Origin of the sequence: Pigmentiphaga sp. CHJ604, assembly GCF_036972535.1 — a bacterium.
GTDB lineage: Bacteria > Pseudomonadota > Gammaproteobacteria > Burkholderiales > Burkholderiaceae_B > Pigmentiphaga > Pigmentiphaga daeguensis.
This window is the reverse complement of the sequence record NZ_CP136998.1, coordinates 3,667,003-3,689,759: the sequence shown is the minus strand read 5'-3', so window position 1 is coordinate 3,689,759 and position 22,757 is coordinate 3,667,003. Positions and strand designations below refer to the sequence as shown.

Annotated in this window: 21 protein-coding genes; 15 read left to right on the top strand and 6 right to left on the bottom strand. The window is 68.9% G+C overall.

Annotated elements, in window-relative coordinates:
• Positions 1-5 precede the first annotated feature (5 nt).
• The 9 genes from R4823_RS17800 (at position 6) to R4823_RS17760 (ending at position 9,258) form a co-directional block, all read left to right on the top strand.
• Complete coding sequence (locus R4823_RS17800) at positions 6-1,805, top strand: DUF2341 domain-containing protein (protein ID WP_338615642.1); 1,800 nt, start codon at positions 6-8, stop codon at positions 1,803-1,805.
• Between the two features lie 14 nt (positions 1,806-1,819).
• Complete coding sequence (locus R4823_RS17795) at positions 1,820-2,230, top strand: biopolymer transporter ExbD (RefSeq protein ID WP_338615641.1); 411 nt, start codon at positions 1,820-1,822, stop codon at positions 2,228-2,230.
• Between the two features lie 10 nt (positions 2,231-2,240).
• Positions 2,241-2,957 carry an energy transducer TonB gene (locus R4823_RS17790; RefSeq protein ID WP_254914687.1) on the top strand — a complete coding sequence of 239 codons (717 nt, stop codon included), beginning with the start codon at positions 2,241-2,243 and terminating at the stop codon, positions 2,955-2,957.
• 50 nt (positions 2,958-3,007) lie between these two features.
• Entirely contained in the window at positions 3,008-4,834 is a 1,827-nt protein-coding gene (locus R4823_RS17785) for a putative porin (protein WP_338615640.1), read from the top strand.
• 10 nt (positions 4,835-4,844) lie between these two features.
• Positions 4,845-5,540, top strand: coding sequence for a hypothetical protein (locus tag R4823_RS17780; RefSeq protein WP_338615638.1), 696 nt, complete (start codon positions 4,845-4,847; stop codon positions 5,538-5,540).
• Between the two features lie 133 nt (positions 5,541-5,673).
• Positions 5,674-6,606, top strand: coding sequence for a peptidylprolyl isomerase (locus R4823_RS17775; RefSeq protein WP_338615636.1), 933 nt, complete (start codon positions 5,674-5,676; stop codon positions 6,604-6,606).
• A 25-nt stretch (positions 6,607-6,631) separates the two neighbouring features.
• Positions 6,632-7,144, top strand: a complete 513-nt coding sequence (locus R4823_RS17770) for a YbjN domain-containing protein (RefSeq protein WP_338615634.1) — start codon at positions 6,632-6,634, stop codon at positions 7,142-7,144.
• A gap of 43 nt (positions 7,145-7,187) precedes the next feature.
• Positions 7,188-7,427, top strand: a complete 240-nt coding sequence (locus tag R4823_RS17765; protein ID WP_087841356.1) for a hypothetical protein — start codon at positions 7,188-7,190, stop codon at positions 7,425-7,427.
• 175 nt (positions 7,428-7,602) lie between these two features.
• Positions 7,603-9,258 carry a tannase/feruloyl esterase family alpha/beta hydrolase gene (locus R4823_RS17760; RefSeq protein WP_338615632.1) on the top strand — a complete coding sequence of 552 codons (1,656 nt, stop codon included), beginning with the start codon at positions 7,603-7,605 and terminating at the stop codon, positions 9,256-9,258.
• A 174-nt stretch (positions 9,259-9,432) separates the two neighbouring features.
• Here R4823_RS17760 and R4823_RS17755 read toward each other — a convergent pair whose 3' ends face one another.
• Complete coding sequence (locus R4823_RS17755) at positions 9,433-10,299, bottom strand: pirin family protein (protein WP_087841354.1); 867 nt, start codon at positions 10,297-10,299, stop codon at positions 9,433-9,435.
• Positions 10,300-10,415: 116 nt separating this feature from the next.
• Here R4823_RS17755 and R4823_RS17750 point away from each other — a divergent pair, with 116 nt between their 5' ends.
• Both R4823_RS17750 and R4823_RS17745 read left to right on the top strand, forming a co-directional pair.
• A complete protein-coding gene (locus R4823_RS17750) occupies positions 10,416-11,318 on the top strand; it encodes a LysR family transcriptional regulator (RefSeq protein ID WP_279817318.1) in 903 nt (300 codons plus the stop codon).
• 11 nt (positions 11,319-11,329) lie between these two features.
• Positions 11,330-12,256, top strand: a complete 927-nt coding sequence (locus R4823_RS17745) for a LysR family transcriptional regulator (protein WP_087841353.1) — start codon at positions 11,330-11,332, stop codon at positions 12,254-12,256.
• Positions 12,257-12,271: 15 nt separating this feature from the next.
• Here R4823_RS17745 and R4823_RS17740 read toward each other — a convergent pair whose 3' ends face one another.
• Positions 12,272-13,246 carry a tripartite tricarboxylate transporter substrate binding protein gene (locus tag R4823_RS17740; protein ID WP_087841352.1) on the bottom strand — a complete coding sequence of 325 codons (975 nt, stop codon included), beginning with the start codon at positions 13,244-13,246 and terminating at the stop codon, positions 12,272-12,274.
• A 151-nt stretch (positions 13,247-13,397) separates the two neighbouring features.
• Here R4823_RS17740 and R4823_RS17735 point away from each other — a divergent pair, with 151 nt between their 5' ends.
• Together R4823_RS17735 and R4823_RS17730 are read left to right on the top strand one after the other, a co-directional pair.
• A complete protein-coding gene (locus tag R4823_RS17735; RefSeq protein WP_087841351.1) occupies positions 13,398-14,117 on the top strand; it encodes a class II aldolase/adducin family protein in 720 nt (239 codons plus the stop codon).
• Between the two features lie 99 nt (positions 14,118-14,216).
• Positions 14,217-14,636 carry a cupin domain-containing protein gene (locus R4823_RS17730; RefSeq protein WP_087841350.1) on the top strand — a complete coding sequence of 140 codons (420 nt, stop codon included), beginning with the start codon at positions 14,217-14,219 and terminating at the stop codon, positions 14,634-14,636.
• Between the two features lie 5 nt (positions 14,637-14,641).
• On the opposite strand, the gene R4823_RS17725 is transcribed toward R4823_RS17730, so the two are convergent.
• Both R4823_RS17725 and R4823_RS17720 read right to left on the bottom strand, forming a co-directional pair.
• On the bottom strand, positions 14,642-15,616 hold the full coding sequence (locus R4823_RS17725; RefSeq protein WP_338615630.1) for a fumarylacetoacetate hydrolase family protein: 975 nt from the start codon (positions 15,614-15,616) through the stop codon (positions 14,642-14,644).
• 128 nt (positions 15,617-15,744) lie between these two features.
• The gene (locus R4823_RS17720) at positions 15,745-16,521 is read right to left on the bottom strand and encodes a helix-turn-helix domain-containing protein (RefSeq protein ID WP_176400846.1); all 777 of its coding nucleotides are present in this window, start codon (positions 16,519-16,521) and stop codon (positions 15,745-15,747) included.
• Positions 16,522-16,711: 190 nt separating this feature from the next.
• On the opposite strand from R4823_RS17720, the gene R4823_RS17715 reads away from it, so the two are divergent.
• Together R4823_RS17715 and R4823_RS17710 are read left to right on the top strand one after the other, a co-directional pair.
• Positions 16,712-17,701, top strand: a complete 990-nt coding sequence (locus R4823_RS17715) for a tripartite tricarboxylate transporter substrate-binding protein (RefSeq protein ID WP_338615629.1) — start codon at positions 16,712-16,714, stop codon at positions 17,699-17,701.
• A gap of 9 nt (positions 17,702-17,710) precedes the next feature.
• Complete coding sequence (locus R4823_RS17710; RefSeq protein ID WP_338615628.1) at positions 17,711-18,682, top strand: tripartite tricarboxylate transporter substrate-binding protein; 972 nt, start codon at positions 17,711-17,713, stop codon at positions 18,680-18,682.
• Here the strand turns inward: R4823_RS17710 and R4823_RS17705 are convergent.
• The gene (locus R4823_RS17705; protein WP_338615627.1) at positions 18,679-20,013 is read right to left on the bottom strand and encodes a hypothetical protein; all 1,335 of its coding nucleotides are present in this window, start codon (positions 20,011-20,013) and stop codon (positions 18,679-18,681) included. The two genes, R4823_RS17710 and R4823_RS17705, sit on opposite strands and share 4 nt — an antisense overlap.
• Positions 20,010-22,685 carry a tannase/feruloyl esterase family alpha/beta hydrolase gene (locus R4823_RS17700; RefSeq protein WP_338615625.1) on the bottom strand — a complete coding sequence of 892 codons (2,676 nt, stop codon included), beginning with the start codon at positions 22,683-22,685 and terminating at the stop codon, positions 20,010-20,012. The genes R4823_RS17705 and R4823_RS17700 overlap by 4 nt, the downstream gene beginning before the upstream one ends.
• Positions 22,686-22,757: the final 72 nt, after the last annotated feature.

Genomic DNA, 22,757 nt, shown 5'->3' with positions numbered 1-22,757 from the left:
TTTCCATGCGACGCATTCTGCTTCTCGCGCTCACGATGCTGAGCGCGGTCCTGCCCGGCCTGGCGCAGGCCTGGTGGCAGCCCGACTGGGCCTACCGCAAGCCCATCACCATCGACGCCACGCCGCAGGGCGCCGCCCTGGGCGGCGAGGCCGGCCGCACCCCCGTGCTGGTCCGCCTGCATACCGGCAACTTCAGTTTCGAGGGCGTGGGCGAGAACGGCGCCGACCTGCGCTTCGTCGCGGGCGACGACAAGACCGTGCTCAACCACCAGGTCGAGCAATTCGATCCCTTGCTGGGTATCGCGCTGATCTGGGTCGACGTACCCAACGTCTCGGCCGGCGCCGCGCAGCAGCTGTGGATGTACTACGGCAATCCGAAGGCGCCGGCCTCGGCCAATGGCCAACTGACTTTCGATCCGGACTACACGCTGGTCTACCACTTCGCCGAGGCCAACGTGCCGGCGCGCGATACCACCGCCTACGGCAACCATGCGCAGACCGCCGTGGTCAGTGTCGACGGCACCGTCATCGGCAAGGGTGCCCAGCTAGGCGTCGCGCCGCTCATGTTGCCGGCTTCGCCGTCGCTGTCGCTGCAGGCCGGCGCGCCTTTCACGTTCTCCGCCTGGGTGCGTCCCGACCAGCTCGGCGCCGAGCAGGCTCTTTACGTCCGCCGCGAAGGCGCCAGCGAATTCATCGTGGGCGTGGATCAGGGCGTGCCGTTCGTACAGGTCAATGGCCGGCGTAGCGCCCCCGGCCAGCCGATCCAGGCAGGCCAGTGGTCGCACATCGCGGTCAAGGCCGATGCCGGCAATGTCGTGCTGTTCGTCGCGGGCCGACAGGCGGCGGCTATCGCCGCCAGCCTGCCCGCGTTCAACGCCTCGGCCGCGGTCGGCGGCGATATCGCCCGCTCCGCGGCGCCCGGCCAGGCGGCTTCCGGCCCGGCGCTGGCGCCGTTCACCGGTGCCATCGATGAACTGCGCCTGTCCAAGGCTGCCCGTCCCGACGCGCTGATCCTGGCCGACGCGATCTCGCAGGGCGCCGATTCGCGCCTGACGGCGTTCGGCGCCGACGAGCAGCAGGCAGGCAAGAGCCACTTCGGTTTCATCCTGGCCGCCATGCCGCTGGATGCCTGGGTGGTCGTGGCCATCCTGGGCCTGATGATGCTGGTCTCTTGGGCCATCATGATCGGCAAGGGTCGCAGCTATGGCGCCATGTCGCGCGCCAACGGCTCGTTCATGGCTTTCTTCCGCGAGGCGGCCGGCGCGCCGCTCGACAGCCTGGCCAACAGCAATCGCGTGCCGGAAGACGTCAAGCAGGATTCGTCGCTGTGGCGCCTGTATGAAGTGGCGATCGAGGAAATGCGTCGCCGCCAGGAACGCGGCTACGACATCAACGCCGTGTCGGATGCCACCATCGGCGCCATCCGCGCCGCGATGGACGGCGTGATGGTGCGCGAGAACGAACGCATGTCCAAGCGCATGAACTGGCTCTCGACCACCATCGAAGGCGCGCCTTACGTGGGCCTGTTCGGCACGGTGATCGGGATCATGCTGGTGTTCGTGGTCGCGGCCATGGCGGGCGCGGTCGACATCAACTCCGTCGCGCCGGGCATGGCGGCCGCGCTCTTGTGTACCGCGGCCGGCCTGGGCGTCGCGATCCCCGCGCTGTTCGGCTACAACTGGCTGGCCTCGCGTTCGGAAGCCATCGGCGCCGACATGGCCGTGTTCGTGGATGAGTTCTCCACGCGCCTGGCCGAAGAGCAGGGCGCGGGCCGCCAGGTCCGCCCCGCCTTGCAGCGCGCTTGACGGAGCGGGCGACCATGGCAACCGCAGTCAAGCTCGGCACCAAGAAGCGTGCCAACGGCATCAACATCACGCCCTTCGTCGACGTGCTGCTGGTGGTGCTGGTCATCTTCATCCTGACCAGCAACGCCAGCATCCCGGGCATCCGCGTGGACCTGCCCAAGGCGAGCGCCTCGGTCCCGCTGGAAAAGCCCAAGACCAAGGCCATCACCATCGACAACGCCGGCCAGGTGTTCCTGGATGCCTATCCGGTCACGCTGCCCGAACTGGAAGAGCGGTTGCGCACGGAGAAGGCGCTGTCGCCCGACTTCCCGGTGATCGTCCGCGGCGATGCCTCGGTCCAGTACGCGAAGGTGGTCGAAGTGCTCGACCTGCTGCGCCGGATCGAGCTCAACCAGGTCGGCCTGGTGACGGGCAAGCCGGCCTGAGGAGAGCAATGTGACCAGTCGTGATCCCGTCTCTCGCCCGGCCTCGCCAGGCAGCCGCCTGTGGCGGCGCTGGGGCGGGCTCGTCATCGGGTTGGGCGTGGCGGCCATTCTTGCCGGGTTGCTGTGGTATCTGCTTGCCGATACCGCCAGTACCAAGCGCGAAGTGGCGGCAACCCCGATGCTGATGCTGCCCCCGCCGCCTCCGCCGCCACCCGAGCCGGAAAAATTGCCCGAGCCTGAACCGGAGATCAAGCCGGAAGTCGTCGAGCCCGAGCCCACGCCCATCGAACCGCTGGATGCGCCGCCGGAAGACGCGCCGCCGAGCCCGTCGCAGGACCTGGGCGATCCCGTCACCATCGACGGCGCCGCCCAGGCCGGCTCGGATGCTTTCGGCGTGGCGGCCGGCCGCGGTGGCGGATCCTCGGGAGCGGGGCGCGGAGGGCTCGGCAATGCCGCCTATTCCTCCTACTACTCGAATGCCTTGCAGCGGTTGCTGGGGCGTGACCCGCGTACGCGCAACCTGGCGTTCCAGGATATACGCATTGACTTCTGGTTGACCGCGGATGGCCAGGTGGCGAAGGTCCAACTGGTGAAGAGCAGCGGCGATCCCGAGGTCGACAAGGCTGTTCTGGACGTCGTGCGCGAAGGAGACATCTCCGACGAGCGGCCCCCCGCCTCGATGCGTTATCCGATGCGGCTCACCATGAAGGGACAGCGTCCGTCATGAGTGCGTCGCCACAACCCCATCCGTTTCCACCCCATTCCGTGAATTCGCTCATGAATCAATCGACAGCATCCGATCGCCGCGCGACCCGCGGCAGCCACAGCCGGGCGCAGCGGCCGGCCGCGCAAGCGACGCACGGCCGCCCCGGCCTCCGAGCCATCGCCGCCGCCGTCGCCTCGGTCGTCGGGCTGCTGGGAACCGTCCCGGCCCAGGCCCAGGCCGCAGCGCCCAATGAAAGCGCGATGGTCCGCCTGATCCGCGGCCTGATCCAGAGCGGCGCCCTGGCCAAGGACGTGGGCGAGGCGCTGCTGGCGCAGGCCCAGACCGAGGCGCTTGCCGCGCAGCAGGCGCAGCGCCAGGCGGCGACCGCCGCCACGGCCGGCGCCGCCGGCGGCGCGCTGCGTCCCGAGCCGGGCGACGTACGCGTCCCGTACATTCCCGAGACCGTGCGCGACCAGATCCGCGACGAGATCAAGGGCCAGGTCATGGCCCAGGCCAAGTCCGAGGGCTGGGCGGCCCCGAACGAGACGCCCGAGTGGACCAAGCGCATCCGCATTGAGGGCGACATGCGCGTGCGCAACGAATCGCGCTTCTATTCGGACGGCAACAGCAACATCGAGGTGGACTGGGCCGCGATCAACAGGGGCAGCGGCTATGACGTCAACGGCAACACCAATCTGTCGCTGCCCAACACCATCAACACCCGCGAGAACCGCAAGAACGTGTTCCGCGCCCGAGCCCGGCTGGGCGTCTACGCCGACCTCTCGGACCGGACCGAAGTGGGCGTGAGGCTGGCCACCGGTAGCGACGAAAGCCCGGTGTCGACCACCCAGACACTGGGGGGCGGCCTGGGCAAGAAGAACGTCTGGCTGGACCAGGCCTACCTGGCGCACAAGCCGCTCGACTGGCTGACGGTGGTGGGCGGCCGTTTCGGCAATCCCTTCTTTTCGTCCGATACCCTGTTCTCGTCGGACCTGAATTTCGATGGCCTGGCCGTGAAGGCCGAGCGGCCGTTCGCGGCGAATCCGGACGTGTCGCTGTTCGGCAGCCTGGGCCTGATTCCGCTGGAGTATTCATCGGACAGCTTCCCGGGCACCAGCCAGGACAAGGCGCGCAGCCACAACAAGTGGCTGATCGGCGCGCAGATCGGTTCGAACTGGAAGGTGAACGAGGACAACCGCCTGCGCGGCGCGGTGGCGTACTACGACTTCCGCAACATCAGCGGCAAAGTGTCGCAGCCCTGCGCCCTGTATGCCGGCGCCGACCATTGCAGCACCGACTGGTCGCGTCCCGCCTTCATGCAGAAGGGCAACACGCTGATGCTGTTGCGCAATATCTCGCTCGATCCGCTGGATCCCGCCAACACGAAGATGCCGCAATACGTCGGACTGGCGTCCAAGTTCCAGTTGCTGGACCTGAACTTGCGCTGGGACACCAAGGTCGCCGGCGGCTACGGACTCAGGCTGGATGCGAACTACATCCGCAACCTGGCCTATGACGCCGACGAAATGTGGACCCGCTCGGGCGGCGGCATCGTCAACAACTTCGGCGGCACGGGCGGCACCGGGCGTTCGGACTTCAGGAGCGGCGCCAACGCCTACATGCTGCAGGTCACGTTCGGCAAGCCCGCGCCGGTCGCGCGCGGCGACTGGAACCTGCTGGCCGGCTACAAGCGCATCGAGCCCGATGCCCTGCCGGACGCCTACAACGATTCGTCCTTCCACCTGGGGGGAACGAACGCCAAGGGCTACTACGTGGGCGGTTCGTACGCCATCGACAAGAACACCTGGTTCACCGGCCGCTGGATGTCGACCAAGGAAGTCTACGGCGCGCCGTTCTCCGTCGACATGCTGCAGGTCGAGTTCAACGCCCGCTTCTAAGGAGAACGACGTGCATTTCGCATCCATAGTGCCGTCGGCGGCCGCAGGGCGCCGCGCCGCCTGCGCGGCGGCGCTGCTGCTCGCCGCCGCCGGCGGCGTCCAGGCCCAGCAGGCACCAAGCATGGAGGAACGTTTGCGGGCCCAGCTGCGCATCACGACCTCCCAGCTCCAGCAGGCGCAGAACGAACTGGCTGCGCTCAAGGCCGGCCAGGGGCCCGCCGCGGCGCCGGCCAAGTCCGACGAACTGGCGGCGATGAAGGAGGAACTGTCGCGCGCCAAGGCCCAACTGGCGGCCGAGCGCGAGTCGCGGCAGAAGACTCGCGATGACAGCGTGCAGCTCAAGGAACAGGCCGAGGCCGCCCTGGAGAAGGCGGGGGCCCAGGTCGCCCAGTACCGCAACGCCTACGACGAACTGCTGAAGATGGCCCGGGCATCGGAGGCCGAACGCCAGCGCCTGGCGTCGGAGACGTCGGCGCAGCGCACCGCGATCGGCCAGTGCGAGGCGAAGAACGCCCAGCTGTATGCCGTGGGCAAGGAGATCCTCCATGCCTACGAAACCATGGATGTCGGCACCGTGCTGGCCGCGCGCCAGCCGTTCGCGGGCGCCGCGCGGGTCAGGCTGGACGAGACGGCCCAGCAGTTCGGCGACAAGCTGTACGAGGGCCGGTTCGACGCCCGTGGCGCGGCATCCGCCGCGGCGCAGTAGCCCGGGCGCGGTGCGGGTGCTGGTGTCGGCCGAGGTGGTCTTGTCACATTGTTTCGCTGCAATAGGGCACACCGGCCGCCACGGCACCGTCATCACCGCGTAGCAGTCACGATCAGAGAAGGAAGTCGAAGTCATGAAACTCAAGCAGAACCCCTCCACGCACTCCATGCCGGCCGTCCTGGCGGCCTTGTTCGCCGCCTGGCTGGGCGTCGCCGCCACGGCTCACGCAGCGGACAGCGGCGCTGCGGTCGCCAGCGTGGGCAGCGTCTCGATCAGGCAACAGGAGGTCGAGCAGCTCCTGCGCGGCATGCCCGATGCCGAGCGCGATGCCGTCAAGGGCAATCGCGCCGGTCTCGAGAACTGGCTGCGCCAGCGCCTGGCCAGCGAGGCGCTGCTCAAGGAGGCCCAGGCCAAGGGCTGGGACAAGCGCACGGAAATCAAGACGCGCGTGGACGCGGCAGTACGCGAGGTCACGGATCGCATCGTCGCCACCTCGTACCTGGATTCGGTCGCGCAGCTTCCCGAAGGCTATCCCTCGGAGGCCGACGTGCGCGCCGCCTACGAACGCGCCAAGGAGGGCTTCCAGCTTCCCGCCGCCTATCACGTAGCCCAGATCTTCCTGGCGGCGCCGGCCGACGACGGCGCTGCGGTGGCCAAGGCCCGCGCACAGGCGCAGGATCTGGCGGCCCAGGCCCGCCGCGGCGATTTCGCCGAACTGGCGCGCAAGCATTCGCAGGACGAGCGCTCGGCGGCGCGCGGCGGCGACGTCGGAACCCTGCCCCTGGCGCAGTTGCTGCCCGAGGTGCGAGAACCCGTTTCCCGGCTGCAGCCCGGCCAGGTGAGCGAGCCGGTCCAGTCCCAGGCAGGAATACATGTACTCAAGCTGCTCGACTCGCAGGCGTCGCGCACCGCGACCCTGGACGAGGTCAGGCCGCGCTTGCAACAGGTGCTGCGGCAGCAGCGCAAGCAGGAACTGATCGAGGCCTACATGGCCAGGCTGGCACCGGCCGGCTCGGTCAAGATCGACAGCGCGGCGCTGGATGCCGCGATGAGCAAGGCCAACTGAACATCATTCATCATCAGGACAGAACATGAGCAAGAACGATAACCAAGCCGCCGTGGAAACCACCGCAGCCCCGGTGCTGACTGTCGTCGGCGCGGACCAGGTGGCCGAAGCCATCAAGGCCGCCGGCTGCGCCGTGACCCCGATCGAACAGGATGGCGTGGTCCGCCTGCACAGCGCCAGTCACGGTGTCGGCTTCCAGGTGCTCTGGGGCAACGCCCAGGCCAAGGGCCAGTACGCCGATTTCACCTTCAGCTGCCCGCTGCGGGTACAGGGCGGCGAACTGCCGGCCGGCCTGCTGACCGAATGGCACCGCACCAAGCGCTTCGCACGCGTTTCCCAGCATGGCGATTTCGTCGTGCTGGAGATGGACGTGGTGGCGGCCGGCGGCGTGTCGCCCAACCACCTGGCCGTCGCGGCGCAGATCTGGACGCAGATGATGGGCCAGTTCTTCCTCTACCTGCGCAATTTCCGCGCCGAAGAGGGACAGCAGGCCGGAACCGGCGAGGCCGAGAACGCGCCCGCCATCGCGACGGCTTGACGCAGCGCAGCCGCCGGATCGCTGGGTGACACGGGAGAAGCACATGCAGGAGACGATCGCTGTCCGCCATGACGCCGAAGGCGCGGCGCAGGAAGCCATCCAGCGGCGATTGAATGCGACGGCGCGTCAGCTGGAGCGGACGCGGCGTGTGGAGACCGCTCGCATCCGGCAGCGCGAGCGGCTGCTGCGCATGCTGGCGGAGTCCATGGCGGAGCTCGGTATCTCGGGCGCGGAGCTCCAGGCCGCGCGCCGCGCCTACAAGCAGGCGACGGACAAGAAGTAGCAGGAGCGGGCCGGTCGGGCCCGCTTTCACGGATCCGGCCTTGATACAAAGTAAGGTGACTTGATTATTTACTTTGTTAATCAATTGAGGCATCTTTGCCGGACGCGCGCCATGGCTCGTGTCCGGGCTGGTGGGTGCGCGAGAACGACAAGAAACTCGCATCCGGAGGAGATCCATGAAGATCCGTCACGTCCCGCTCTCCGCATTCCTGTTCGCCGCCCTGGCGGCCTGCGGCGGCAGCGATGACCCCGCACCCACGCCATCCGACCCCGGTCCGGGGCCGTCCGCCGCCCAGTCGTGCAGCGACCTGAACGGCAGGATGATCGCCAAGGCCGAGATCGGCAAGCCGACCTCGGGCGCCGTGGTGCAGTCGGCCACGCTGGTCAAGGCCGATGCCGAGGGCAACGCCAACGGCGAATACTGCGCCGTGCGCGGCATCGTCATGCCGGTCGATCCGGCCGCGCCCAACCTGGAGTTCCAGGTGAACCTTCCCACGGCCTGGAACAAGCGCGCGCTGCAACTGGGCGGCGGGGCGTTCAACGGTTCGCTGGTGACGGGACTGGGCAAGTATCCGCTGCAGCCGGCCGATTCCAAGGCGCCGCTGGCGCAGGGCTACGTGACCCTGGGCAGCGACGGCGGTCACAAGTCCAGCGCGGGCTTCGATGCCTCGTTCGCGCTGAACGCCGAGTCGCTGATGAACTTCGGCCAGTTGTCCATCAAGAAGACGCACGACGTGGCGATGGCGCTGATCAAGGCCCGCTACGGCGCCGCGCCCGAGCGCTTCTATTTCATCGGCGCTTCGCAGGGTGGCCACGAGGCGCTGGACGCCGCGGCGCGCTATCCCGACGACTATGACGGCGTGGTGTCGAACTACCCGGCCTACAACGTGACCATGCTGCACCTGGGGTCCCTGAACGCGGGCCGCGCCATGTACGGCAACGGCGGCGCCAACTGGATGAACGCGGCCAAGGTCAAGCTCCTGACCGATGCCGTCTATGCCGCCTGCGATCCGCTGGACGGCCTGAAGGACGGCGTCATCAGCAACGTGGCCGGTTGCGACGCGGCGTTCGGCATCGCCGGCGTGCGCGCCACGCTGCGCTGCGCGGGGGGCGGCGACACGGGCGACACCTGCCTGTCCGACGCGCAGATAGCGGGCGTGGAGACGATCGCTTCGCCCTACAAGCCAGGCGTGGAAATCGCCGGCATGACCCAGTTCGAACGCTGGCCGATACTGGAAGGCGCGCTGTTCAACGTGTCGTCCTATGGCACCGTTCCCCAGCCCTCCAACCCGCTGTCGGGCAAGGAGGCGCTGCTGTACTCGGTCGGCGCGGCCACGACCAAGTACATCATCACCCGCGACGTCAACTTCGATCCCATGACGCTCGATCCCAAGACCTACGAGACGCGCATCAAGGAGGTGGGCGGCATCATGGACGTGTCCGACGTCGACCTGGGGCCGTTCATCCAGAAGGGCGGCAAGCTGATCATGATCCACGGCACCGCCGACGACTTCATCACGCCGCACAATTCCATCGTCTATTGGAACAAGCTGGTGGCGGGCAAGGGCCAGTCCACGGTCGACGGGTTCGCGCGCTTCTACGTGGTGCCCGGCCTGGGACATGGCTTCGGGCCGTTCAATGCGACCTACGACGCGCTGGGGGCATTGACCGGCTGGGTCGAGCGGGGAGCCGCGCCGGGCGTGTTGACCGCCATCGATGCCAACCCGGGCGCGGCCCGGACGCGGCCGATGTGCCGGTTCCCGGGATGGCCTAAGTACAAGGGCGAAGGGCCGGTCGGCGACGCGGCAAGCTTCGCCTGCGTGACGGAGTAGGAGAGGGCGCGGGCCGGGGCGCCTTGTGGGCGACCCTGCCCGCCCGCTTACTTCGACGGATTCAGCGTGTTGTAGCTGGTGATCAGGTTGCGCCGGCGATGATGAGCTGCTTTTTGCCGGGGGCAAGCGAAGGCTGCCCCGCGGGCAGGGGCCGGGAGCGGCGCTCCCGGGAAGTCAGGCCGCGGCGCGCTCGAAGCGCCCGGCGTTGTAGTCGTCGATGGCCTGCTGGATCTCGGCCTGCGTGTTCATGACGAAGGGACCATAGCCCACGACCGGTTCGTCGATGGGTTCGCCCGCCAGCCACAGCACGACGGCATCATTGTTGGCCTCCAGCGTGACACCGGTGCCATCGCGCTCGAAGTGGACGAGCTGTCCTTCGCGCGCCACGGTCTCGCCGTTCACCAGCACCGTCCCGCGCAGCACGACCAGCGCCAAGGTGTGGCCAGGCGTGCCGTCGAAGCGGGCGTGGCCGCCCTGCGCCAGGCGGATGTCCCACATGTCGATGGGCGTATGGGTCCGGGCCGGGCCCTTGCCGCCGCCGTATTCCCCGGCAATCACCCGCACGCGGCCGGCGCCGTCGGGCAGGTCGATCGAGGGAATCTGCGCGTCGAGCAGGGTCTGGTAGCCCGGTTCGCTCATCTTGTCCCGCGCGGGCAGGTTGACCCACAGCTGCACCATTTCCATGGTGCCGCCGCGCTCGGTGAAAGCGCGCGAGTGGAATTCCTCGTGCAGGATACCGCCGGCCGCGGTCATCCACTGCACGTCGCCCGGGCCGATCAGGCCGCCGGCGCCGGTGGAGTCGCGATGCTCGACCTCGCCCTGGTAGACGACCGTGACGGTCTCGAACCCCCGGTGCGGATGGCGGCCCACCCCGCGCGGACGGGCGGCGGGCGGAAAGGATGTGGGGGCGGCATGGTCCAGCAGCAGGAACGGGCTGAGGTGGCGGCCGAGGCCGTCGTAGCCGAACAGCGAGCGCACGGGAAACCCGTCGCCCACCCAATGGGGCCGGGGAGCGCTGTAGACGCCGAGGATTTTCTTCATGCCGATCTCCTGGTAGGAACCGTGGTAACGGTCGATGTAGACATGATATGGACGGGACGAAACGCCCGGTAGGTGGCAGAATTCGCATGGAGCGTTCTATTTAAGGAACGATGGACATGCAGGATCTCAACGATCTCTATTACTACGTGCAGGTGGTGGACCACGGCGGTTTCGCACCGGCCGGGCGCGCCCTGGGCATACCCAAGTCCAAGCTCAGCCGCCGCATCGCGCTGCTGGAGGAACGCCTGGGGGTCCGGCTCATCCAGCGCTCGACCCGCCGCTTCGCGGTGACGGAGATCGGCCAGACCTACTACGGCCATTGCAAGGCCATGCTGGTGGAGGCCGAGGCCGCCGACGAGGCCATCGCCGTGATGCATGCCGAGCCGCGAGGCACCGTGCGCATGTCATGCCCGGTAGCGCTGCTGGATGCGCGGGTGGCCGACATGGTGGCCGAATTCATGGTTGCCCATCCCCGCGTGGAAGTTCATCTGGAGGAGACCAACCGGCGGGTGGACGTGGTGGGAGAGGGCCTGGACATCGCCTTGCGGGTGCGGCCGCCGCCGCTCGAGGACAGCGGGCTGGTCATGCGGGTGCTGGCGAACCGCGGGCAGTACCTGGTGGCCTGCCCGGAGCTGCTCAGGAACGGCATCCCTCGCGTGCCGGCGGATCTCGCGGACCTGCCCAGCATGGCGCTGGGCGTGCCGCAGCAGGAGTATGTCTGGAACCTGATCGGACCCGACGGCGCGCATGCCGCCGTGCGTCACCACCCGCGGCTGATCACGCGCGGCATGCCGGCGCTGCGCGCGGCCGCCGTGGCGGGCGTCGGCGTGGTGCAATTGCCGGCGATGATGGTACGCGACGAGCTGGTCAGCGGCGAACTGGTGCACGTCATTCCCGGCTGGGCGCCGCCGCGCGAGATCATCCATGCGGTATTCGCATCGCGGCGCGGCCTGTTGCCTGCCGTGCGGGCCCTGGTCGAGCACCTGGCCGACCGGTTCGCGGAACTGGACGAAGACTGAGGCCCCCCGACATGGACGACGATCGCAAGGGCGCGGACGCCAGGAGTTTCCCCGACTACCGCCAGATCAGCATATTCACCGCCTTGTACGAGGTCGCGAGCATCGCGCGCGTGGCCGCGCGCCTGGGGATGAATCCTTCCACCGTCAGCATGGCGCTGGCCCGGCTGCGCGAGATCTACCAGGACGACCTGTTCGTGCGCAGCGCCGTCGGCATGATACCGACCATCAAGGCGGAATCCATCTATCCGGGCCTGAAGCAGGCCCAGCAGCTGTTGCAGGCCAGCGCACTGGAGGGCGATGCCTTCGATCCCGCGGTGGCGACCCGCCACTTCCGGGTGGCGATGAGCGAAATCGGCGTCTATGTGCTGATGCCCGGGCTACGCTCGTTGCTGGCGGGCGAGGCGCCGGGCGTCAGCCTGGAACAGATCGAGATCACCGCCGATACCCCCTGGCACCTGGAGTCAGGCACACTGGACCTGGTGCTGGGCCATGTGCCGACCATGGGCAAATCGGTCATCCGCCAGCGGCTGTATCGCGAGCACTATGTCTGCCTGGGGCGCGCCAGCCATCCGGCGCTCCGGGCCGGCATGCCGGTGGAGGACTTCCTGCGGCTGCCGCACCTGTCGGTGGCCAGCCGGGGCCGCAACCGGCGGCGCTGGGAGGATCATGCGGCCGAGAAGCTGGGCGCGCGGCCCAACATCCGGTTGGAGCAATCGAGTTTCGCCGGCATCGAGCACCTGCTGGCCGACAGCGACCTGGTGGCCGTGGTGCCGGCCCGCCTGAGCCGTGCATTGATGCGCTTCGCGCCGCTGATGGCGGTGGACCTGCCGTTCGAGTCGCCCAGCTACGTGGTCCACCAGCATTGGCATTCCCGGCACAGGAAGGATGCCGGGGCGACCTGGCTCAGGAAGGCGCTGGCCCGCATCGCGCAGGGCTGAGCGCCGGCGGGCCGTTTATTCGACCGTGATGTGGTTGCGCTCGATCAGCGATTTCCACATCGCGCGTTCTTCCTTCAACTGCTGGCTGAACCTGGCCGGCGTGTCCGAGACCGGGAGATAGCCTTGCTCGATCAGGCGCTGCTTGACCGACGGCTCCTGCATGGCCTTGACCACGGTCTGGCTCATCTTCTGGATGACGGCGTCGGGCGTGCCGGCGGGCGCCATCACGCTGAAGGACTGCGGCACGTCGGGCAGGCCCTTGTCGGTCCAGACCGGCACCTTGGGGAACAGCGGCGACTTGCTGCTGATGGCGAGCGGGACGGCCTTGCCGGACTTGATGTGGGGCAGCACGGATGCCACGTCCGATTGCAGGAAGTCGAGCCGTCCGCCCAGGAAGTCCTGCATGGTCGGCGCCATGCCCTTGTACGGCACGTGCGTGAACGCGGCGCCGGTTTTTTCTTCCATGACCTTCACGCCCAGGAAGGTGGGCGAACCGTGGCCGGCCGATCCGAAGGCCAGCTTGCCGGGTTCGCTCTTGCCGGCGGCCAGCAGGTCGTCCAGCGTCTTGAAGCGCGAGCCGGGCGGCACGACGTAGACCAGGGGCGCGTCCACGCCGCGGGCCACCGGCACGAGATCCTTCTCGGCGTCGTAGGGCAGGTTCTTGTACAGATAGGGATTGACCGCGATCGCCGGCGTGGCCGAGACCAGGAAGGTGTAGCCGTCGGGCGTGGCGCGCGCCGCCGCCGCCGCGCCGATGTTGCCGCTGGCACCGGGTTTGTTCTCGACCACGACGGTCTGCCTGAGCGCCTTGCCCACGCCTTCGGCCAGCAGCCGGGCGTAGATGTCGGTGCCGCCGCCGGGCGACGAGGGCACGACGAAGGTGATGGGACGGGTGGGCCAGTTGTCGGCCGCGGTGGCGGCCAGGGCGAACGAAAGCGCCAGGCCGCCGCCGATCAGGGCCAGCCCGCGCGCGAGGGGAGTTGGGGTCATGCGTGTCCTCCGGATGTTCTCTTGTTGGGGCCGAGTATTTCACAGGCTGGCCGCCAAGTCGGTCAGCCGGATTGATGTCGAAGATCAAGAAAATTGATGCACGCTTCGGGTGCACAATATGCGATCGATACTACGAGCGGAAACGGGGAGCATGCTCATGAACGAAATCGTGCTGGAGGCGCGCCGCAACCTGGCGCGGGCCAACCGCATCCTCTACCTGAAAGGCATCGTCGACGGGTTCGGACACGTCAGTTGCCGGCACCCCGAGATCGCCGGCCACTACCTGATCTCGTGCAACCGGGCGCCCAACCTGGTCAAGGAAGCGGATATCGTCGAGCTGGACGAGGATTCGAACCCGGTGGGCGGCGATACCCGGCGCCTGTACCTGGAACGCTTCATCCACGGCGAGATCTACCGTACCCGTCCCGACGTCCGCGCCGTGGTCCACAGCCACTCGGCGGCCATGATCACCATCGCCGCCACCGACGTATCCGTCAAGCCCATGTTCCACATGGCCGGGTTCCTGACGCGCACCGCGAAGTTCGACATCCGCGAGGCGACCGGCCGCGAGACCGACATGCTGATACGCGACCACGACCTGGGCCGCCACCTGGCCGACACCCTGGGACCCGCCAGCGCGGTGCTGATGGTCGGCCATGGATCGACCATGGTGGGGACCAGCCTGGAAGAAGCCATCTACCGGGCGGTGTACGCCGAGGTCAACGCGGGCATGCAACTGGGGGCGATGCGGATCTCGGACAATGTGCGCTACCTGTCCGAGACCGAGTCCGACCTGGCCACCGAGACCAACCGCGGCCAGCTCAAGCGGTGCTGGGACCTGTGGTGCGAGGAAGTGGACATCGACGCCTGATCCGCGCGCGGCGCTACGCCGGCGCCGCCACCGGTGGTATCGTGCGATCCGGACGGCACATGGGCCGCCGCATAATAATCAAGGCAAGGGGACATCGCCATGAAACGGATCGTGGGGGGACTGGCCGCGCTGGCATTGGCGCTGGCCGGGGGCACGGGCATGGCGGCGGAATCGCCCGGCGTGCAGGTCGAGAAGCTGATGGAGAGCGGCGCGTCGTGGGACGGCCGTCCCTACGTGGCCTATCCGTCCGGCGCGCCGATGTTGACGGTGCTTCGGATCACGATTCCCGCCCACAGCGCGCTGCCCTGGCATACCCATCCCATTCCGAACGCGGCCTATGTCCTGTCGGGCGAACTGACGGTCGAGAAAAAGGAAACGGGCGAGACGCGCCTGCTCAAGCAGGGCGACGTCCTGCCGGAAATGGTGGGCGAATACCACCGCGGCGTGACCGGCGACCAGGGCGTGGTGCTGATCGTGTTCTATGCCGGCAGCCGCGGCTTGCCGCTGTCGCAGCAATAGGGGCGTCAGCCCGCCTGCACCGGGTTGCTGAGCTTGCCTATCCCCGCCACGGTAACGCTGACGGGGCCGCCGATCTTGTTCAGGTCGGCGTTCTGGACCGCCCGGCCGGGCTTGCCGCCCGAGGCCAGCGCCGTGCCCATCGACACCACGTCGCCCGGCACCAGCGTCATGTAGCTGGAGACGAAGGCCAGGACCTCGGGCAGCTTGTGGAAGAGGTTCGCCGTGTTGTCGCTGGCGTATTGTTCGTCGCGGACGTGGCACGAGATGTCCAGCGCGTGCGGGTTGGGAATCTCGTCGCGGGTGACGATCCACGGGCCCAGCGGCGAGAACGTGTCCGAACCCTTGTAGCGGCCGCTGTACGAGACGTGGCTTTCGACGTAGCGGATGCCTTCGCCTTCCAGCGCCGGATGGATGGCGCGGTAGTGGAAGCTGTCCTCGTCGCGCATGGTGGGGGAGGTCAGGTCGTTGTGGATGGTGTAGCCGAACACATGGTCATAGGCGTCGGCCGCGTCGATGTCGCGCGCCAGCTTGCCGATCACGACCGCCAGTTCGGGTTCGGGGTGCACGCGGCCGTAGTGGGGCTTCAGGCGTATCGGTTCGCCGTGGCCGGCCAGTGCCGACCAGGGCTTGGTGAAGACCGCCGGGTGCTTGGGGCCCTTGACGATGCGGTCGGTGTTGGCGCTGTTGTTCAGGGCCAGGCAGCACAGTTTCGAGGGGCGCGGCACGGCGGGAAGGAAGCGGACCGTGTCCATGGGCAGGCGCGGCAGCCCGGCCTGGCCCAGCGCGGCATGTACCTGCCGGAGCTGGTCCCAGAAATCGGGGCCGGCTTCGATCAGCCGATGCATGTCCAGGGGGCCCTGGAAGTCGGGTGCGAATTGGCGGCATGCGGTTTCGGCGTCGATCAGTTCGGAATCGGAGATCACGAATCCGACGCGCGCGGTGTCGGGCCGGTCGAAGGTGGCGTAGCTGGCGAGTTTCAAGCGAGGCTCCAGTCCTGACGAGAGTGGGAACGGGGCGGCGCACGGGCCGCCTCGCGGCACGACAGCTTAATTCCGCGCGGCGGCGGCGCAGAATCTCGCCGCCGCTTCTTTCCGTGTCGCGGAACGCGTCAGCCGAGCGCGAGCCGCTCGTCGACGGCGGCGCAGATTTCCTGGCGCGTCCGATCGAGCTGGTCCACGCATTCACGCAGGCGCTCCGGGGTCAGCAATGCGCTGAAGGTGGTCAGCGACAGGACGCCCAGCACGCGGTCGCCGTGGGCGAGCGGCACGGCCAGCGTGGTGCTGGAACCGCGGCCCTGGCCCTTGCGCAGGCCGTACCCGCGCCGGCGCGTGGTGGCCAGTTGATGCTGGATGTCTTGTTCGACCGGCGGCCACAGGGCCGGTTCGGGTAGCGAGGCCTGCATCCACTGCAGCAGGCGGTCGCGTTCGGCCTGGCCGCAATAGGCCAGGTAGGCCTGCCCCATGCCGGAATGCACGAGGTCGTGGACGTGGCCGACCGTGGTGTGCTCGGACCCGATGGGGCTGTAGGGCATGGAGCTGTAGCGCACGACGATGTGGCCGCGGTCCAGGGTGCCCAGGGCCAGCGGCAGGCCGGTGGCGCGCGTGTTCCTGAGCACGATGGGCGCGCCGACTTCCACCACCAGTTCGGGCTCGGAGAAGCCTTCGCTCAGGCACAGGACCTTCTCGGTCAGCGTGTACGTGCCCTTGACCACGTCGGCGCGCACGTAGCCCTCGCTCTTGAGCGTGGCCAGCAGGCGGTGGATGGTGGACTTGGGCAGTCCGGTGGCCTGGTGCAGGGACTGGAGCGAACTCTGCGGCTGGTGGTTCAGCGCCCGCAGGATGTTCAGCGCCCGGACCACCGGCCCGATGGCGTTCGTTTCGGACATGCCTGCCGTTTCCTCCATGTGCTGGCGCCCCGATGATAGCGCCGGGCCGGCTCTTTCCGGAATCGCCGCGTTCCGTGACACGGAATGCTCGCGTGCGGAGTGGCAGCGGCGGCGGAGGGCGCTCCTATACTGCGCCCCGGCGACCCCCGCAGAGGGGCGCGACCATGAAGAATGAATGAAGGAGACCCCGATGGGGACTGGCAACTTATCCCGTCGTGCCATGCTGGCGCTCGCGGCCGGCTCGATGCTGCGTCCGGTTGCAGCCGCCTCCGGCGCGTCCTCCGCCTATCCGAGCCGTCCTGTCCGGCTGATCTCGTCGTTCGCGGCGGGCGGCACCACCGACATCCTCGCGCGCCTGGTGGGCAAGCAGCTCTTTCCGTCCGCGGGGCAGGTCGTCGTGGTCGAGAACCTTCCCGGGGCGGGCGGAACGATAGGGGCGGCGGCCGTCGCCCGCGCGCCCGCCGACGGCTACACGCTGGAGATGGGCGGCGTGTCCACGCATGCGATGGCCGGCGCGCTGTACAAGCAACTGCCGTTCGACCCGGTGGCGTCCTTCGAGCCGGTATGCATGCTGGTCTACGCGACCACCGCGATCGCCGTGCCCGCCTCGTCGCCGTTCCGCAGCCTGGCTGACCTGATCGCGCATGCGCGCGCGAACCCCGGCAAGATCACCTACGGCTCGGGCGGCATAGGCAGCATCAACCACCTGGCCCTGGCCTCGCTGGCGAGCACGGTCGGCATCGACCTGCTGCACGTGCCGTACAAGGGCGGCGGCCCGGCGGTGACCTCGCTCCTGCAGGGCGAGACCCAGTTGTTCGCGGGCGGCAGCTCGCTGCTGCTGCCCCATGTGCGGGCCGGCAAGCTGCGGATACTGGCGGTGACCGAGGACAAGCGCGCCCGCGTGCTGCCGGACATTCCCACGGTGGGCGAGACGGTGCGTGGATTCCGCGTGGTCAACTGGTACGGCGTGCTCGGGCCCGCTGGCCTCGCGCTCGGGATCCGGGAGGCGCTATGGAAGGAACTCGACCGCGTCATGCGCCTGCCCGAGGTCGAACGCCAGCTCGATGCGATGGGCCTGGAGTATCCGGGCATGTCGTCGGCCGCTTTCAAGGCCTCCCTGGCCGAGGATAAGGAACGCTGGGGACGCGCCATCCGGGAACTGGGCATCCTGCCCGAATAGGAGATCGATATGCGGACCTTCCTGCTTGCCGTCCTGGGGACGGCCATGTTGTCCACCTCGCCCGCGCTGCAGGCGCAGGAACCGGCGTATCCGTCGCGGCCGATCCGGCTCATCGTGGCGTTCGGGCCGGGCAGCGTGAACGACGCGATGGCCAGGGAACTGGCCAAGACCCTGTACGGCGAACTGGGCCAGCCGGTGATCGTCGAGAACAAGCCCGGCGCAGGCGGCGTGGTCGGTACCGACTATGTCGCCAAGGCGGCGCCCGACGGCTACACCCTGGGCTTCGGGACCAGCTCGCAACTGGTGATGAACGTCGGCCTGCAGAAGTCGCTGCCGTTCGACGTGGAGCGCGACCTGGCGCCCATCGGCCTGGTTTCGCGCACCCCGTTGGCGCTGGCGGTGCCGGCGGGCGGGCCGGGCTCGCTGGCCGACCTGGTCAAGGCGGCCAAGGGGCGCTCGCAGTCGATGACGTATTCGTCCAGCGGCGTGGGCTCGATCAACCACATCGCCGGCGCCGCGTTCGCGCGCGCCGCGGGCATCGACCTGATGCACGTGCCCTACAAGGGCGCGGCCGTGGCGGCCGCCGACCTGGCCGCGGGCCGGGTCGACATGATGCTGGTGACGCTGCCCAGCATGGCCGGCCTGGTGGAGCAGGGGAAGGTCAAGGTGCTGGCCAACGGCGTCGATCGCCGCGGTGCCTCGACGCCCGACGTCCCGACGTTCGCGCAGGCCGGCCTGCCGGCTTTCAAGGGCTACACCTGGAACAACGTGTTCGCCCCCGCGGGCACGCCGGCCGCGATCGTCGCCCGGCTCAACGCCGCGCTGAACCGTGTCCTGGCCGACCCGCAGGTGGTCCAGTTCGCCCAGCGCCAGACGGCCGAGATCATGGCGCCATCCACGCCGGCCCAGGCCCTGGCGTTCGAGAAGAACGAGCGCGCGACCTGGGTGCCGTTCATCCGCAGCCTGGGCATCGAGCCTTAGCGCGGCGGGACCCGCGAGGACAGCGGCGGCGGCTGGTAGCCGACCTGGATGCGGCAGGTCTGTTTGCCGCCGTGGCCGTAGTCCCGTTCATAGCCCTTGCACAGCCGCGCCACTTTCTCGGGCGTCGGTTTTTCCCCCTTGTCCACCCAGTCCATCAGCGCGGTGAACAAGGCGGGGTACTGGGGTTCGCTCAGGTAGCTGTGTTCGGCCTCGTCCGAGAACGTCTGCACCAGCTTGTCGCCGCTGCCCGCCCGGTCGACCCGTTCGCGGTAGGCCGATTCCAGTTCGACGAAGGCCGTCGGGTCATGGATGGCATGCAGGGTCAGCACGGGCATGGCAAGCCTGCCGCCCGGCGTGCTGTCCACCATCAGCCGTCCCACCGCCAGCGGATCCGCGCGATAGCGGGCCACCCCGGCGTTCAGCGCGGCATCGTCCGGCGAGCCGCCGTACACCACCTTCTCGTTGCCGAAGGGATTGCGGCCGTCCAGCCGTTCCTGCGTAAGATCCCGGAACAGCCAGGTGGCCCAGTTCATGTTGGACACGAAGGTGCGTTCGGGAATCTTCACCACCGACAGGATGGTCTTGAGCCTGGCCGCCTGCTCGGCGCTGCGCTGCGCGGCCGGCTGGCCGACGCCCGTGCATTCCCGGATGCGCGCGGCCAGGTCCGCCCGGGTCAGCGTGGAATCCTTGGGCAGCCCCATCCACAGCGGGTACTGGGGTTCGTCGGGGCGCGGATGGTTGCGGCAGACGTACTGGTACACGACGCGCAGGTCCAGGCGGAAATCGTAGGCGGTGTTGCCGCCGCCCAGCACGCCGCTGGTCAGCAGTACGGCGTCGTAGGGGCCGGGCCGGCCTTCGACGGTGCCATACAGCTCCGCCGCCTTGGAGGCCACGCCGCCGCCGTAGCTCTGGCCGTGCAGCAAGGTGCGCCGGGGCTGGCCGAACTGCCGGACGAACAGGCGGCGCAGGCGCTCGGTGTCCTCGGCGGCCATGGTGACCCCATAGCCGCCCCGGCGGTAGGACGAGCCGGCCCAGGCATAGCCCGCCTTCACGGTCACGGCCCAGCGGGTCAGGTCTTCCTGGCTGCGTTTCAGGGTGGAGGGGCCCAGGTCGGGACCGCCGTGGGCGTGCATGACCAGCACCCGGTTCCAGTCGCGGGGGATCGCGATCCAGTAATAGGCGCCTTCGCTGTCCTGTCCGTTATAGCAACGCGCGTCGGCGGGAACGTCCTTGGGGCAGGGCGCGGGCCGGGCGCGGTCGGTGGCGGCGTGGGCCGTGGCCGCGCCGAAGGCCAGCGCGGCCAGCAGGGAGAGTCGGGGCAGGGTTTTCAATGGCGGACTCCGGTGGCGAAGATGGCGGTGGATCCCGTGCCCGAGGCGTAACCCAGGATCCCGTGGGTGAAGAGGAAATGGTCGTTGCCCGAGGTGCCCGCTTGGGCGACGCCCGGCACCGGGGTGTCGTAGGCCACGGCCATCGTGCCGCCGTCCAGGTCCAGCGTGGCGCCGGACAGGGTGGCTTCCAGATTGCGCGCGCCGGTGCCGGCAACGGCGTAGACCCCGTCGGCCGCGCCGGAGGCCAGCGACTGCTGCGGCGCATACAGGCGCATGCCGTAGCTGGTGGCCGACTCCCGTACCAGTTGCAGCGGGACGGCATTGCCGTTGACCAGCCCGATCACCATGGAGCCTGCGGGCGTGCCGCCGGTGGTGCTGGCCGGATCGGCGGGCGCAGTGGCCAGCAGGTCGAAGGCCCCGCGTGCGGCGTTGTAGGTGATGTATCCCTTGGCGGTGGACGTGCATGCGGCGTCGTAGGTCATGAAGCCGCCGGTGACGGGATCCCGGCACAACTGGAAGGTGCCGGCGTTGCGCAGCCGGCCCGCCGCCTTGTAGGCCGCTGCCGTGCCGCCCGCGCCATGGTGGACGCCGATCAGGTCGTAGATGGCGGCGACCGGATTGAAGACGGTGGGCGAACCGGTGTTCTCGAACGTGGTGGCAAAGGCCAGCAGCGGTTCGAAGCCGCCGCCGGATGCCGGCAGCACGCCGCCCTGCAGGACACCGCCCGCGCCGAACATGTAGACCGCGCCGCCTTCGTCGCTCGCATAGGCGCAAGTCGTCTGGGCGCGCAGGCTGCCCTCGCGCACGGTGCCGGCCGCGCGTTGCAGGCTGGCGTCTATCGTGACGGTGTAGCGCAGCGAAGCGGGGTCCACGGTCACCGTCAGTTCCTCGCCCAGCGTGTTGCCGCCCTTGTAGCGGGTCACCGCGGCGGGCAGGTTGGGGCAGGCCAGCGGGTCGCCCGTTTCCTGCACGCAGCTGTAGTTGACGGCGGCGTCCAGGCTGCCGCTGCCGCGGTACTTGGGCCAGGCGGGGTATTGGCACAGGGGCCGCGTGCGGCCATAAGTGGCGGCCACCGCGTCGGCCGCCACCGGCGTGCCCGGAGGCAGGCCTTGCTCCACCCAGCCTTCCAGCGAGGCCAGCGAATCCCAGTTGGGAATGAACACGCCGGTGCCGTGGCCCATGCCGGGCACGGTGTAGAAGCGTATGCCCTTGTCCACGGCCTCCTGCCCCACGGTGGCGACCACGCGCTGGTAGTAGTCGATGGTGGAGTTGGGACTGATGACCTCGTCGGCCAGGCCGTGCAGCATGATGAGCTTGCCGCCGCGGGACAGGAAGGGGCGCAGGTCCGGATCGGTGGCGTCGGTGATCGCGGACACGGCCTGCACCCGCGCGGTGTAGGCGCCGGGGTTCTGCGGGTCGAAGCCCAGCGTGTCGAAGGTGGCAGAGCGGGTGACGAAATACTTGACCCACTGGTCGCCCGTCACGTACATGTTGGCATCGGCCGAGGTTGCCGGGTTGCCCGGCACGCGCCGCGTGCCCAGGTCCCGCGAGGTGTAGGGGCCGGCCACCAGCGCGCCTTCCAGGATGTTGTAGCCGCCCGCGCGTTCGACGCCGTTGGCGAGCCGGTAGGAGGAGAACTCCAGCGGCGCCTCGAGCGTGCGGATCGTGGCCAGTTGCGCGGCGGACAGGCAGTGATCGCCTTCGTCTGCGCCCGAGGGGCAGCGCATGGCCGCCAGGTTGGACGCGTTCAGCAGCCGGCAGCTCTCCACGTTGCTGACGATGCCGTCGACCGCGCCGTCCAGCTTGTCGCAGGCCTGCTTGACCGTGTTCTGCACCATCAGCGTCTTGGCCACGTTGAGCCAGCCGGCTCCGCCATTGGCGTACAGGGCGCGGCCGAGCGCGACGTTGGACAGGCGCGTGCCGGAGTAGTTGAGCGCGGGCTCGTTGGCGATGACGCCGTCGTAGTCCGTCGGCCAGCGCTGGATGTGCGCCAGCGCGTCGCGGCCGCCCGTGGAAGTGCCCAGGAAATAGGCGTGCCTGGGCGCCATGTCGTAGTAGGCCCGCACCAGTTGCGCGGCGACGTCGCGGGTCTTCTTCAGCGACTGGCCGCCGTAGTTGGACAGGGCCTCGTCGTCGGCGGCGAACTTGCCGTCGGTGATGCTGCCGCTCTGGTGGCCGGAGTCGTCGCCGTAGGTGGCGTAGCCCAGGGCCAGCGGGGCGGGCTTGTCGGCGGGGCCGAAGCGTATGGTCTCGGTGCCGTCGATGAGCCGGCCGTTGAAGCCGCCGCCGCCGAAGTGGATGGTCTTGCCGTTCCAGCGCAGCGGCAGGTTCAGCGCGAAGTTGATGTCGGGCGAACCGGCGTTCACGGGCTTGATGACGCCGCGGACCCGGCAATAGGCGCCCAGGGCGTTGCCCTCGGCATCGGCGGCGACGTCCACCGCCTCGGACACCGTTGCGCCGCCCGAGGGCAGCGTCAGCTGGGCGGGAGAAAAGCCGCGCGCGGCCAGCGAGGCGCAGGCCAGGGCGGGGGTATAGGGCGGGCCCGAGGCGGCCGGAGGGTCTTCGGGCGGGTGGCCGGCGGGCGAGTCGCCATCGCCGCCGCCGCAGCCGGCCAGCGCCGCGACGGCGGCAAGCAGCAGGGGCAGGGCGGGGTGGGAGCGGGGTGCGGTCATCGTATCGTCTCCAGGGCCGGCCCTCTCGAGGCGGGGGCGCGTGCACGGCGGATGATGCGAGCGCGCCGATCG

What these genes read in the sequence shown, in the direction of transcription:
- R4823_RS17800 (WP_338615642.1), top strand. Translation starts at nt 6, where the DNA reads ATGCGACGCATTCTGCTTCTCGCGCTCACGATGCTGAGCGCGGTCCTG.
- R4823_RS17795 (WP_338615641.1), top strand. Translation starts at nt 1,820, where the DNA reads ATGGCAACCGCAGTCAAGCTCGGCACCAAGAAGCGTGCCAACGGCATC.
- R4823_RS17785 (WP_338615640.1), top strand. Translation starts at nt 3,008, where the DNA reads ATGAATCAATCGACAGCATCCGATCGCCGCGCGACCCGCGGCAGCCAC.
- R4823_RS17775 (WP_338615636.1), top strand. Translation starts at nt 5,674, where the DNA reads ATGAAACTCAAGCAGAACCCCTCCACGCACTCCATGCCGGCCGTCCTG.
- R4823_RS17770 (WP_338615634.1), top strand. Translation starts at nt 6,632, where the DNA reads ATGAGCAAGAACGATAACCAAGCCGCCGTGGAAACCACCGCAGCCCCG.
- R4823_RS17765 (WP_087841356.1), top strand. Translation starts at nt 7,188, where the DNA reads ATGCAGGAGACGATCGCTGTCCGCCATGACGCCGAAGGCGCGGCGCAG.
- R4823_RS17760 (WP_338615632.1), top strand. Translation starts at nt 7,603, where the DNA reads ATGAAGATCCGTCACGTCCCGCTCTCCGCATTCCTGTTCGCCGCCCTG.
- R4823_RS17755 (WP_087841354.1), bottom strand. Translation starts at nt 10,299, where the DNA reads ATGAAGAAAATCCTCGGCGTCTACAGCGCTCCCCGGCCCCATTGGGTG.
- R4823_RS17750 (WP_279817318.1), top strand. Translation starts at nt 10,416, where the DNA reads ATGCAGGATCTCAACGATCTCTATTACTACGTGCAGGTGGTGGACCAC.
- R4823_RS17745 (WP_087841353.1), top strand. Translation starts at nt 11,330, where the DNA reads ATGGACGACGATCGCAAGGGCGCGGACGCCAGGAGTTTCCCCGACTAC.
- R4823_RS17740 (WP_087841352.1), bottom strand. Translation starts at nt 13,246, where the DNA reads ATGACCCCAACTCCCCTCGCGCGCGGGCTGGCCCTGATCGGCGGCGGC.
- R4823_RS17735 (WP_087841351.1), top strand. Translation starts at nt 13,398, where the DNA reads ATGCTCATGAACGAAATCGTGCTGGAGGCGCGCCGCAACCTGGCGCGG.
- R4823_RS17730 (WP_087841350.1), top strand. Translation starts at nt 14,217, where the DNA reads ATGAAACGGATCGTGGGGGGACTGGCCGCGCTGGCATTGGCGCTGGCC.
- R4823_RS17720 (WP_176400846.1), bottom strand. Translation starts at nt 16,521, where the DNA reads ATGTCCGAAACGAACGCCATCGGGCCGGTGGTCCGGGCGCTGAACATC.
- R4823_RS17715 (WP_338615629.1), top strand. Translation starts at nt 16,712, where the DNA reads ATGGGGACTGGCAACTTATCCCGTCGTGCCATGCTGGCGCTCGCGGCC.
- R4823_RS17710 (WP_338615628.1), top strand. Translation starts at nt 17,711, where the DNA reads ATGCGGACCTTCCTGCTTGCCGTCCTGGGGACGGCCATGTTGTCCACC.
- R4823_RS17700 (WP_338615625.1), bottom strand. Translation starts at nt 22,685, where the DNA reads ATGACCGCACCCCGCTCCCACCCCGCCCTGCCCCTGCTGCTTGCCGCC.